The sequence below is a fragment of the Campylobacteraceae bacterium genome, assembly GCA_013215945.1.
Lineage (GTDB): Bacteria > Campylobacterota > Campylobacteria > Campylobacterales > Arcobacteraceae > NORP36.
On the sequence record JABSOM010000003.1, the window covers coordinates 242536 to 255855 of the forward strand.

General features: G+C 28.3%; 12 protein-coding genes. All 12 read right to left on the reverse strand.

Going from position 1 to position 13320, the window contains the following annotated elements:
- Positions 1 to 1155 (reverse strand): glycosyltransferase family 4 protein, encoded by a 1155-nt coding sequence (locus HRT41_04815; protein ID NQY23331.1) that lies wholly within the window; start codon positions 1153 to 1155, stop codon positions 1 to 3.
- Between the two features lie 67 nt (positions 1156 to 1222).
- Positions 1223 to 3610 carry a glycosyltransferase gene (locus HRT41_04820; GenBank protein ID NQY23332.1) on the reverse strand — a complete coding sequence of 796 codons (2388 nt, stop codon included), beginning with the start codon at positions 3608 to 3610 and terminating at the stop codon, positions 1223 to 1225.
- Positions 3600 to 4769 (reverse strand): NDP-sugar synthase, encoded by a 1170-nt coding sequence (locus HRT41_04825; GenBank protein ID NQY23333.1) that lies wholly within the window; start codon positions 4767 to 4769, stop codon positions 3600 to 3602. Before HRT41_04825 ends, HRT41_04820 begins: the two co-directional genes overlap by 11 nt.
- 10 nt (positions 4770 to 4779) lie before the next feature.
- Complete coding sequence (locus tag HRT41_04830) at positions 4780 to 6171, reverse strand: mannose-1-phosphate guanylyltransferase/mannose-6-phosphate isomerase (GenBank protein ID NQY23334.1); 1392 nt, start codon at positions 6169 to 6171, stop codon at positions 4780 to 4782.
- A 111-nt stretch (positions 6172 to 6282) separates the two neighbouring features.
- Complete coding sequence (locus HRT41_04835; GenBank protein NQY23335.1) at positions 6283 to 7536, reverse strand: SpoIIE family protein phosphatase; 1254 nt, start codon at positions 7534 to 7536, stop codon at positions 6283 to 6285.
- An 11-nt stretch (positions 7537 to 7547) separates the two neighbouring features.
- Positions 7548 to 7955, reverse strand: coding sequence for an ATP-binding protein (locus tag HRT41_04840; protein NQY23336.1), 408 nt, complete (start codon positions 7953 to 7955; stop codon positions 7548 to 7550).
- 5 nt (positions 7956 to 7960) lie between these two features.
- Positions 7961 to 8281, reverse strand: a complete 321-nt coding sequence (locus HRT41_04845; GenBank protein ID NQY23337.1) for an STAS domain-containing protein — start codon at positions 8279 to 8281, stop codon at positions 7961 to 7963.
- A gap of 41 nt (positions 8282 to 8322) precedes the next feature.
- Positions 8323 to 9873, reverse strand: a complete 1551-nt coding sequence (locus HRT41_04850) for a polysaccharide biosynthesis protein (GenBank protein NQY23338.1) — start codon at positions 9871 to 9873, stop codon at positions 8323 to 8325.
- Positions 9870 to 11021, reverse strand: coding sequence for a glycosyltransferase family 4 protein (locus HRT41_04855; GenBank protein ID NQY23339.1), 1152 nt, complete (start codon positions 11019 to 11021; stop codon positions 9870 to 9872). The genes HRT41_04850 and HRT41_04855 overlap by 4 nt, the downstream gene beginning before the upstream one ends.
- 13 nt (positions 11022 to 11034) lie before the next feature.
- Entirely contained in the window at positions 11035 to 11502 is a 468-nt protein-coding gene (locus HRT41_04860) for a hypothetical protein (GenBank protein NQY23340.1), read from the reverse strand.
- Positions 11486 to 12811 carry an O-antigen ligase family protein gene (locus HRT41_04865; GenBank protein NQY23341.1) on the reverse strand — a complete coding sequence of 442 codons (1326 nt, stop codon included), beginning with the start codon at positions 12809 to 12811 and terminating at the stop codon, positions 11486 to 11488. The genes HRT41_04860 and HRT41_04865 overlap by 17 nt, the downstream gene beginning before the upstream one ends.
- A 9-nt stretch (positions 12812 to 12820) precedes the next feature.
- A complete protein-coding gene (locus HRT41_04870) occupies positions 12821 to 13312 on the reverse strand; it encodes a serine acetyltransferase (protein NQY23342.1) in 492 nt (163 codons plus the stop codon).
- Positions 13313 to 13320 lie beyond the last annotated feature (8 nt).

A 13320-nucleotide genomic window follows, 5' to 3' on the forward strand; every position in this document is an offset into this window, starting at 1 on the left:
TTAAACTCCTTGTAATTTTTGATTGAAGATGTCAATCAAGTTATTTATATGTGTTTGGCTTTTAAAGTTATGTTGCGTACTTTTAAAAGCATTGAGGCAAAAATTTTTATGCAAGCTGGGATTTGAAATTAGGTCATTTATCTTAAGAGCCAAATCCTGCGCATTATTTGACTCAAAAAGAAAACCATTGTTGCCATGGATTAACCACTCTTTGATTGCTCCCACATTAGCAGCAATCACAGGAAGTCCGGCTTTTAAAGCTTCAACACCTGTTAAATTAAATGTTTCAGGTGTTCTGCTTGGCACAATTAAACAATAAGCACGTTGATAATAAAATAACAGTTTTTCATGCTCAATTTGTCCAATGAATTCGACTCGTTCTTCTATTTTTAATTTTTGGGCATAGTGTTTAAGAAATTCTTCTTGTGCTCCAGATCCTATGATTTTCAAAGAATATGATTTATCAATATTTTTCATTGCATTTAATAAAATATCTATACCTTTACCTGTAACTAATTGTCCCACATACAACAATGTTTTACTCTTGTTAATATTCATACTGTTTTTATATTCAACATTGTCGTTTGCATACAAAGGATTGATCATTATTTTTGATGCTTCAAAATGATGAAGTTTTAAATGTTCTTTCATATAGGATGATGCGACAATAAAAAGATCTAAACGTTTGTTGATATCTTGCAGTTTTTGAAGTTTCCCCAAACTTGCTATTTTAAATCCATCTTGGGTTTTTTTGATAAATCCCAAACACGAATAACAGTCTAAACCTGTTTTACAAATACACGTTTTTTTACTCAAGGTTTTGTATTTATGTTCTCTTAAACAAAACAATTTATGATCATGATAAAATCTTATTTTTTTAACCTTAGACTTCATAATCTCTTCATAACTGGCATAATCATGTAACTGATGTATATATAAGAGGTCAGGATTAATATTTTGTATTTGTTCTTTGATACAAAGCAAAGGAAAAGCACTGTCAAATATATCAAGAAATTCATTTTCTACCTCAATATTTGGATCATAAAGAAGTGAAGATTTGATACCTTTTTTATTTAAATGTTTAACGGTATTGTAAATATACTGTTCTGCACCGCCACCTCTTGAAGCTTTATTGTTTATCCATAAAACATGCATCGCATCTCCTTTATCAATACAAAATTTTAACCTTCTTTTATGCAAATAAATTGCAAATTCTTAAGAGTTATTTGCAACTAAGCATTTGTCTGTATATTGAGTTTATTTGAGAATTGATTAATGACGTATCAAATGTTAAAACAGTCTTTTTCGCATTTTCTATCAAGGTATTTCTTAGGGATTCATTTTGTATCAAAAGAAGTAGGTTTTTTTCTAAAGATTCTATTGAATTATTTTTAAAAATCAATGCGTCTTTTTTATCTTTAATACTATTACAAACACCTGCAATGTTACTTACAATTACAGGCAGAGAGCTGGCCCAAGCTTCAAGAACAACAATACCAAAAGGTTCGTGAGTTGAGGGAAGAATCAAAACATTTGAATTTAAATAAAGATCAATTAATTCTTTTGACTCAGGTTTAAGATGAGTAATAAAAGTAATATATTTCTCTAAAGAATGTTTATAAATATATTCTTTTATTTCTTTATAATAAACTTTGTCCGTAATATTTCCTGCAAAGAATATATGGATATTTTTGTTTTTTATCTTATTTAATACTTTCAATACTAACAATTGATTTTTTTGTAAATCAATTCTGGCACTAAGCAAACAGATAAAGGTTTTATCATTTAAAGCATATTTTTTTCGTATATTTTGATTTTTAGCTTTTGAAAAAGTAGCAATATCTACACTGTTTGGCAATAAAAAAATGTTTTTATTTGTATTGTTTTTTTTGAGTTTGTTATACTCTTCTTTATTCAAACATATAACTGCATTTGAATCTTTTATTACTCTTCGAGAACCAAAGATCAAACCCAGAATTTTACCCCACTCCAAACTATTTGTAAAAGAATTATTCTGAGTATTGTTTATATTTCTGTTATAAACACCTCCATGAATGGAGACAATATAAGGAATATTGCGTATTTTGCAAACAATTCTTGCAATTGCTCCTATTCTTTTAAAGGTATGTAAATGTATCAAATCGATATTCTTTTTGAATAAGAGAGAAAACAACAAAGAAAAAGAAAATACATTTCCACCAATAAGATTTAATTTTTCTTTTACTTTTGTGCCTAAATTAATATAAGGATAAAAATAGCTGAATCTTTTGATTTTAATTCCCCTCATACTTTCTGTATGTTGTGTATTTAATATTGTAGTTGTGTATACTTCTGAATTAATATGAAACTTTTTTAAGCCTAGAGCATAAGACATAATCACATTCTCCGTTCCACCCCAATGTGTTTGTGTGAAACGTCTGGGAATATGAATAACATTTATCTCTTTTACTTTTAGATTGTTTATGAAAGCATATAGTTTTTTTGATACTTGTTCTTGTGAATGGTTTGTTACAACATAAGAGTAGGCTTTTATTCCAGCTTTTTTGCATTCATTTGTATTACGCGCCAATGCTAGAAATTTTGAAGCAATATTTTTTGCCCCTTCTTCAATAAAAATACAATCTTTCATATCTAGTCCCTCCGCACCAATAGGAGTTGTTAAAATAGTTTTTTTTAAAAAAGCTGTTTCAAGTATTCTTGTTAATGTTCCCGATGCGATTACAAGAGGCAAAAAAACAAATTCACTTGCTTTGATATAAGCACTTAAATCATCCACTTCTCCCACAAACTCAATGTTTGCATATACTTTATCGTAGAGGATGGTTTTATTTTTTCCGATGACCAGGATTTTTATATTTTCTTGAATCAGAAAATCTTTTATCAAAGGATAGATTTTATTTATTATAAAGGCATAGGCACTCGTATTAACTGTTGAATTTAACATTCCATAAAACAGAATAAACCTGTTTTTATTTTTGCTTTCTTTGAGTGGTTTAAGCTCATGAACTACATTGGGTAATACCTTGTGTTGTTTGATATTTGCTAGCTTGTATTTGTTTTTTACCAAGTGTATTTCTTCTTCATTGGTATAAAAAAAGGTAAAATTATTCTTTAAGAATTTTTTCTCAAAATAATACAGTTTTAAATACTCGATTAAAAAATATCTGTTTTTTAAACTTTTATTGTTTTTCCATGCTTCGTAACATATGCGAGAACTTAACATATCTACATCAATAATTATCTGAGAAAATGGCAGAATTTTATTTGCAATATTTGCTAATATTGCCGTTGAATTAAATTTAAAAACCAACAAGTCATATTGATTTATGCCTAGTATTTCTTTAAAATAATCGAGGTATCTTTTATTAAAACCATAGAGAGCTTGGGGCAAATAAAAAGAACTTTTTTCACTTTTTATAAGATACATTTTATTGATTTTATGTTTTTCTAAAATTTCACTTTTATACTCTTTATCTTCAATAAGAAGTATGTCCGTATCATATTTTAAACATAAAGACTCAAATAAGAATTTACTTCTATTTTTATCTCCCCCACAAAGTCCTAAAAATGGTCTGTCTATGTATAAAACTTTTAGTTTTTTAGTTTTCATTTGGAATTCTTTGTTTTAATAAGGATGAAATACTTGTTTCAAGTGGGGTTTTATTCTTTTTTACTCGAATGTCTTCAACAAGCCAATTCATTTCACATTCTTGTGTATCAAGAAAATTTCCATCTAAAGATATAATAGAATCTGAGAAAATTATTTTATTTTCTATAGAAGCAGGAAAAGTAATTTTTTTATAGTCATCAATTATAGATTTTTTTATTAAAACATTTTTTTCGATATGGCAATTTGATCCAATCATACAAGGCCCTATAATAGTTACGCCTTCATCTATTTTTGTTGAAGAACCTATAAAAACAGGAGGAATGATAGTGACTTTTTCAAAATCTATTTTTACATTTAATCCAACAAAAATGCCTTTTTTAATTTCTTGTGCAAATATATTGTAATTTTTGATTTCTCCTTTTAATATTGCAGATGTTGCATAATAAAAGTCATTCACATTACCAATGTCTATCCATTCATAAGGAATATTTACTCCATAGATATTTAATTTTTTTGAAACAAGTTTAGGAAGTAATTGACTTCCTATATCGTATTCTCTGTCTTTTGGAATGTAATCAAATATTTCTGGTTCAAAAACATAAATCCCCGTATTTGCTAAAGTAGAAGAAGCTTCTTCCCTGCTTGGTTTTTCTTGAAAAGAGATTATTTTATCTTCTTTATCTAGTTCTACAATGCCATATTTGCTGACATTTTTTAAAGAAACATTTTTCAAAGCAATAGTAACAAGTGATTTTTTTTCTTTGTGTATTTTTATTACTTTTTTTATATCTAAATCAATTAATGCATCTGCACATAATACTAAAAATGTATCATCAAAGAATTGATTGTCATCTTGAATTTTTTTCATTCCTCCTGCACTACCAAGTGCTTTGGGAATTAATTCCTTGTTTACTTTTTCGCCCTCAAAAGAATAAGCAATATGAACACCAAATCTACTACCGTTTCCAAAATATTGTTCAATTTGGGTAGAGAGATAACTTGTATTTATTATAATTTCTGTGATTCCATTGTTTTTTAAATGTTCAATTATTGATTCTAAAACAGGCTTTTGAAGAAGAGGAATCATGGGTTTTGGAATATTGTTTGTAATAGGTTTAACCCTAGTTCCTCTACCCGCAGCCAAAATCATTGCTTTCATCTTTTATCCTTTATCCTATTCGTTTGTAATCATCTTTGTATCTTACAATATCATCTTCTTCAAGATAATCCCCGACTTGGACTTCTACTAAGAGTAAATCAATTTTGCCTTTATTTGCTAATCTGTGTTTCGTACCCATAGGAATATAAACAGATTCATTGACACAAACAAGTTTTTTATTTTTTCCAATAGTAACCGTAGCTGTTCCACTTAATACAATCCAGTGTTCACTTCTGTGATAATGTTTTTGTAAAGAGAGGCGTTGTTTTGGTTTAACTAAAATAGTTTTAAATTTATAATTGTCTTTACTTTCTAATAAATTATAACTGCCCCATGGTCTATGAACTAAAGGATGATCTTGCGTTATTGATGAACCTTGGGCATTTAATTTATTGACAAGCTCTTTAACATCTTCACATTTACCTCTTTTTGCAATTAACAATGCATCCGCGGTATCAACTACTATTAAATCATCAACATTTGAAAGTACAACTTTTTTTCCATTTGCTAGTACTAAATTATTGCTAGAGTTCATTAATAGGGGTTTTTCATTTTTATAGCTGATTGCATTTGTTTTTTCTTTAGGCAATTCATCATAAATAGCATCAAAACTTCCCACATCATTCCAAGAGAATTCTGATTTGACAATTCTTAACTTATGAGAGTTTTCCATAACCGCACAATCAATGCTTATGTCTGGGATACTTCCCATTAATTCACTGTTTAAAAATAAGGGTTTTGATTTTTCGACACTTTTAAATGCATAAATACACATTTCATAAACATCTAATGCATGTTCTAAGGCTTCACTTAATAAATTTTCAGCTTTAAAACAAAACATTCCACTGTTCCAGAAGTATCCCTCTTGTGTATATTCTCTTGCTTTTTCAATATCAGGTTTTTCGTAAAATTTTTCAACATCTTCGTTCGGTGCTTTTATATAACCATAACCTGTGTTCGCATCTAAGGCTTTTATACCAAAAATACTAATAAAACCCTCTTTTGAATTCAGAAGTGCTTTATTTACAGATTTTTGATAATCTTTGTCGCCCTTAATGGTATGATCACAAGGAGTCACAAAAAGTACTTCATTTTTATCTACATATAAACTTGCTATTATAATAGCAGCCGCTGTATTTCTTCCAATAGATTCTAAAATAAATTCAACATTTATCTTCAAAGAAAAATCATTTATTATTTGACTGATTTGTTCTTTTGCAATAAAATAGTTTTGTTCATTACAAACAATTAAAAACTTATTTGTAAAAACTTTATTTCTTAAAATGGTATTTTGAAATAAAGAGTATTTAGATGTAAGTTTTATGAATTGTTTGGGCATATGGCTTCTTGAAATGGGCCAAAGTCTTGTACCATTTCCGCCAGATAATATTACATTTGTCATTTTGCACCTCCAACAAGTTAAACGACTTATATTTAGAAGTTTTCCATAAGAAGTTGCAAATAAAATGCAGAAGAGAAAGAGGAGTAAATTAAGTAAAAAATATTTTATATATTATAAAAATTTTGTGATAAGGATAGTAGTATCGTCATTTTTTTCTTTTTCTTTTATAAAGTTTTCTAAAGAATACGTAATACTGTTTAAAAGCTGAGAGGCAGTTTTTTTAGTGTTTTTTTTAATTGTTTCTGTGAGTCTGTTCATGCCATACATTTCTTGATTTTCATTGATAGCTTCATTTAAACCATCTGTATATAACACCATAAAATCGTTTTTAGAAATACTTTTTGTTAGAACTTGATATTCCCTTTTTTCAAATATTCCCAAAGGAATGGATATTGAACGTAAATGTTCCAAAGAATCTTTCTTTGAATTGTAATATAAAATATCATTGTGTCCTGCACCGATATAAGCGATTCTATTCTCTTTTTCATAAAACTTGATAAAAAAGGCAGTAATAAAAAAACTGTTATTTTTTGCATCAGAACATACCATATCATTGATATGTTCAACTTGATCTTGAAAAGAAGAGGCTGTGGATAAAATAGCTCTGCATATCCCTCTAAAACTACTCATATTAATAGCTGGACCAAGGCCGTGACCCGATACATCAGCTATTACAATATTGATCGCTTTATCACTTGAAACAAAAAAATCATAATAATCTCCACCTACAAATTGTGCAGCCTCAAAATGTGTTGCAATCTGCATTTTATTACTACTAGGTATCTCTTTTGGTAGAAAATTTTGCTGCACCTTTTGTGCTATCATCATTTCTTCTTTTAAATACTTGGCTTTTTTAACTTCTTCCAGTGATTTTAATAAAATAATATTTTTTTCTTCTAATTCTTTGGTTCTTTGTTTTACCAAATCTTCTAAGTTTGTTTTGTATTGTATATTTTCGCGTGTATATTTTATTTGCATCAATATTTTATAAAGAACATCAAAAAGTTTATCATGCACAATGGGTTTGAAAATAAAACCGTCAACACCCAGTTCTATCGCTTGTGTTAAAAAATTGATATCAGCATAAGAAGATAAGAATATGACTCTTTGTGATTTATAAACTTGTTTGATTGAAATAACCATTTCTAGGCCATTAAGTTTAGCCATAACAATATCACTTATAACCAAATCAAATTTATGTTTCATATATAAAGCCAAACCATCTTGCCCATTTGAAGCAGTATGAACTTCTTTAAATATTTTTGTAAATAAGTTGTATGTTTTTTTTCGAGCTATATCATTGTCTTCTACATATAAAACAGTAATACCTTTGGCTAATTCTCTTAATTCAATTAAATTTTGCATACTATTACCGCCTATTCATACTGCATAACTAAGGTTACGCTGTTTTTATTAAATATGACTTCATCGCAAAAGTGTTTCATTAGCATTATTCCACGCTTTGATTCTTTGTAAATATCTTCTTTTTTGATTTTTGATATATCCAGAGCTTGGTTTTCTGCTAATATTCCTTTTCCTTCATCTTCAATGGTAATCTTTAATTTTTTATCCAGACAATAATAAATATTAACAAACTTTTTTTCATTCAATTTATTGCCATGTATAATTGCATTTGTGATTGCTTCTTGAAGGCCTAAGATAATACTTTGATATTTTTTCTCATTTTTAAAGAATGACTTGAGGTCCGCTTCAATCCAGGTCATTACTCTTTTTATATTTTTAAGATTACTTGTTATTGTCATGTTTGAAGTAAACTTTTTCATACTATTTATCTTAGATTAATAAAAGTGTCAAGCTTAGTGACATTAAATATCTCTTGTATAAAAGTACTACTGTTTATGATAGTCAAGTTTTGATTTTTTGATAGTAGTTTTTTATAGATATTTATAATCATAGCCAAACCCGAACTGTCTATAAAATTTATGGAAGAAAAATCAAGTTCAAGTTCTTCTAATTCGCTTTCTTGAATTTCTAGTACATAGGGGCTTAATAAGCCTTGAATCTCTTTTAAATTCGTAGCATCAATTCTATCATCATCAATAAAAATTATTTGTATTTGAGTATTAGACTTTTTAATATTTAAATTCATTCTTTAGCTCCTAAATATTCTATACGTAAAACAATTATACATTAATTATATTTAATAGTTTTTTTTTTGCTTAAAATAGATTCTTTTATAAAACACTTGGCTTTTTGTTTATCACTTTTATTTAAGAAACATAAATAATAAAACATAAGATACAATATTAAGGACAAGAAGCCATAAGCGATTAAATGTATAAATGATATTTCTCCAAAGAATTTGGATACATAAAATAAAACAGTATAAACAATTAAACCTGTAAACATATTTTTAAACACAGCTTTTTTCAGATAAAGAAAAACAGAGATTCCAGAAAATTTACAAGCAACAGGAATATTATAAACAATAGCCAAAATAACATTTGGTATTAACGTACCAATAGCAACTCCTATAATTGAATAGTATTGAATCAAGTATATACTTAAGAATAAATTCATTACTGCTTCAATAATAGCAACGACTGTTAATTGTTTGTGTTTGTTACACATCAATAACACTTGAACACTGCTGCTTCTTAAAGCAACCAATATATACATGGAAACTAATAATATTTTTGCAGTTAATATTACATCCCTATCATTAATATTTAACCAAAAATATAAAAGCTCTTCTATAAATAAAAAAGAAGGAACCATTAACATAGTTGAAATAAAAGCTACAATTTGATTGGACTGTAATAAAACTTTTGAAAGTTTATCTTTATTCGAAGAGCTGAAAAGTGCAGCACTAATGGGGCCAATTATATCATGTATTTGCGTTGAAAATTGTCTGAATAATTCACTTATTCTTGAAACAATTTGGTAAAAACCAACCAAAGCAAAACTTGAAAAAACGGAAATAACTATTTGATCTGTTTTAAAAATAATCAAATTTGAAAACATCACAATATAAGCAAAAAAAGAAAAACTCATTACTTCTTTTACTTTATTTTTTTGGAATAAGTTTGGTGATATTATTAAAGAGGGAATCTTTTTATATACATATATTGCCATAAATATATTTGTAAAGAATTGCACAAGAATAGCTCCTATTGCCATTACTAAAAGTGAGGAATAAACAGTAACGGAAATGTAAATAATGATAAAATTTAATATCAAAAAAATCATATCAATATTGTTTCTTAAAGGAATTTCTCTAAGACCTCTTAATATCTCTTTAAAAAAACCAAAAGGAAAAATAAGTGTTGTTCCAAAACCAAAAATCATAAAAATAGTTTTGTAATATTCAAGAGATTCAGAGGATGTAAATACAAATATTTTTTCAAGGTTAAAAGCCATGATGAGGGTAAAAATAAAGATACCTAAGGACAAGAGTACGTAAGAGAAAAAAATAGTTGAAATCAACTTATTATAATTTTCCCACTCATTTTTTTCTAAAGCTTCACTGGTTGCTTTTTGTACTGCTGTACCAAAACCAAAATCTAATAAAACCGAATATCCAAAAATACTCCACAAGAGTGCCCAAAATCCATATTCTTCATTGTTTATTCCTAAAAAGATTATCCTAATTAGAAATAAAGAAAGAAGAATTTTTAGGATTAGAAAAATATAATTGGAAACACTGCTTTTTATCAAAACCTCATTAATATTGAGTGTCATAAAATATCCTTTTGGGCAGTGCGTACTAAAACATTTTCAACTTCTTTTTTTACACTTAAAAGATTGAATTTTTCAAATACTTTAAGGAAAGCTGCATTTCTTAAGTTCTCGTACAAAACAGTATTACTGTGTATTTTAAGTATTTTTTTTGTCAAATCATTAACATCTTCATTTTTAAAGAGCAAACCGTCTTTATTGTGAGTAATAATTTCAGCAGGTCCATAAGCATTTGTAGCAATAACTACTACACCTGCTGCCATTGCTTCAATTATGACCAATCCAAAAGGTTCTCTCATTCGTGTGGGCATTAACAAAACATCATAGTTTTTGTAGTATTTGTTTATATCCTCTTTTTTACCACAAAACTTCACTTCTTTGTCCAAATTCAAAACCTTAATGATTTTTTTACATTTATTTATATAACCTTCATGGCCTTCTCCGTATATATGAAGTTCAAAATTAAAGAAACCTCTGTCTTTTAAATTACTCAAGGCTTTTAACGCCAAATCCAAACCTTTGCTATAGTCAATTCTGCCGCAAAACATATATCTTATTTTTTTGCTCAAGTTGCTTTTTTGTTTTTGATATATCTTGACGCCATTGGGAATAACATAGGTCTTTTTTGCCAAATATTTGTTTTTCATCTCTTTTTCAATCCACTTTGAGACACAAATTGATGGGGAGAATTCCACAAAAGAACCCACGAAAAAAGGCAAATAATTTTTAATACTTCTTTTTAATTTAGCAAAAATTGTATTTTGGAAATAACCCTTCATCCACAAATCTCCAATTTCAAATACTTTTTTTATCTGAAGTTTCTGAACAGCAAGGGCAGGGGAAAGGGAAATCAAACGAAGAGACCAAAAATAGACCAAATCAGGTGTGATTTTTTTTATTAATTCTTGGGTGAGCTCATAATTATAAACTTCAACCTTGTGTTTATCAAAATAAGAAGGGTTTTCATAATTGATATATTTTAATTTTCTGTAAATTTCCTCAAACTCTATGCTCTCATTTTTATAATTGCCTGTTAATACATAGACTTCATGCCCACAATCTTTTAAATATTGTACGGTATCAAAACAAGCCACTTCGTAACCCCCAATGTAATAAGGAGGGTAATAATTGCTGATAACTAAAATTTTCATTGTGCATCCTTTATTATTTGAGTAAATGGCCGTCAAACAAATCAACTCCTATGAGTGATTTTATATAATATAAAGCCAAAAAGATTGCAAAAACCAAAGATAATGCAACACTTAAGACAAATATTGATGAAATAAACATCAAGAAAAGTTCCCAGATGAAATTTTTATTGAATTGTCTGCTTTTATCTCTTTTTTCATGTCCCAAATAAAAAGTAATATAAAAGAGTTTAAAAAACCAAAAACAAATATTTATTTCAATGACTTTTTTAGTTTGTCTGGGAAGAGCAAGATTTATCAATCTTTTGCTTTCTCTTTTTTGTTCATTGTTCATACTCTCTTCAATCAAAGGATTTATTTTTGAAAAAATAAAATCTTCACTAATAGAGGGAAAACCTAGGCTCTCATTATTTTCGCAAGGAGACTGTTTTTGTATACTTGCTGTACTGCTTTCACTGCTTGACGTTTCATTTACTGTTTTCACTTGAAATCCTTTCTTTTATTATTCTGCTAATTGCACCAATGACTGCGAATATAAACATTAGTTGATAAAAATTGTTTGTTTGTTTGAGTACCCACTCTAAAGAAGATTGTAAATAAATACTTAATAAAGCCCCAATCAATGCAATACATATATATCTGTATTTGCGCCACTTACCACGTTTTAATTTCATATAATTATTCAGGTTTTTAAAATAAAAAAATACAAGCATGAAACTAAACACAGCTAAATTCACCCATCCTGTTTCTGCTGCTATCATTAAATAAACTGTTTCAACCAAACCGCCTTTTTCTTCATCATCTATTCTTTTTATATGATTGCCATAAGTATAAGGAGGGTTTATTTTCAAAGCAAAATTATTAAGACCAATGCCGAATATTTTGTCATTTGCCATATTTTGTGCCGCTTTTGCTAAAATCAGCCTTACACTAACCGATTCTTTAGGTGCTGTTCTAATGCGCTCCATAATAGTATCGCTGGCTTTAAATAAAACGCCTGTTCCTAAGATCATAAGCAGACCTGCCACTCCCACTTTTCTCCAAGAGAATTTATGGGCGTAAGACAGAATGAAAATTATGAAAATTGAAAGACTAAATAAAACCATACCTGCTCGTGAAAGAGTGGATAAAATATTTATGGCACAAGACCCAAATGCAAGGGTCCATAAAAAAAGATTGGATTTTTTAACATTTAACAAATAAGAGAGAAAAAAACTGCCGTAAACAATTAAATACATAACCAGAGAGTTTTGATGGGGAAAAGGTCCTCTTGCTTGAAACATTCCTTCAAAATATTTTTGTTTTAATACCAATACGGTTATAAAGAATACAATGAAACACATATATTTTAAAAATTCTTCAATATCTTTAAAAGAACGAATCAAATTATAAATGACAAAAAAGTATAAATACATTCGCAACATTTTCCACAGTTCAAAAAAGGAATAAATATATATGTCACTGTTTATAATAGAAATACAAGAAAAAGTAAAATACATAAAATACAAAGAACTTCCAAGAGGTAAAGATAAAGGATATTTTTCACGTCTGCTAAAAAGTACAAGTAACATTATCATGGCAGTAATATCTACCAAACCTATTTCAAAACCTTTTGAAGTCCCTCTGTAAAGCTCCATAGAAAAAAAGTTTATATCTTCTGTACTGGCAGTAAAAAAAAGCAATAAAAACCATAAGAGTTTTTCTACTTTAGGAAATCTTTTTGCCAGCATAAAAGCAATAGGAATTCCTAAAAATATTACAATAAAAAATATAATATATTTAAACTCAGTCATGATATACCTTTAAAGCACTTTTCTGTATTTAATGACTTTGGCTGGAATACCAACCACCACCGCATATTTTGGTGTATCTTTTAGTACCACACTGTTTGCACCAATTCTGCTGTAATCATCAAGAAGAATTTTTCCAAGAATTTTTGCTCCGGTTCCAATTTCTACATAATCTCCCAAGGTTGGATTTGATGTTTCATGTTCTTCTCCTCTATCTCCTAGAGTAACGCCTTGGTGAATAATACAATTGTGACCAATGATGGCATATTCTCCAATGACTACACCGCTTGGATGAGGAAGATATAATCCTCCTTGTATTTTGGCTCCTTTTGCTATATCACAGCCAAAAAGAACAAAATTTATCGTTGAAAATATTTTGGCTATTATTCCCAAATGACTCTGCTGAAAAAAACTTGAAATGCGAAATAAGATGACAGGGTACATTCTTGGATTTAGTACCATGAAATAATCTTTTATTCCCAATGTCTCTTTATTCCTAAACATAGAAATAT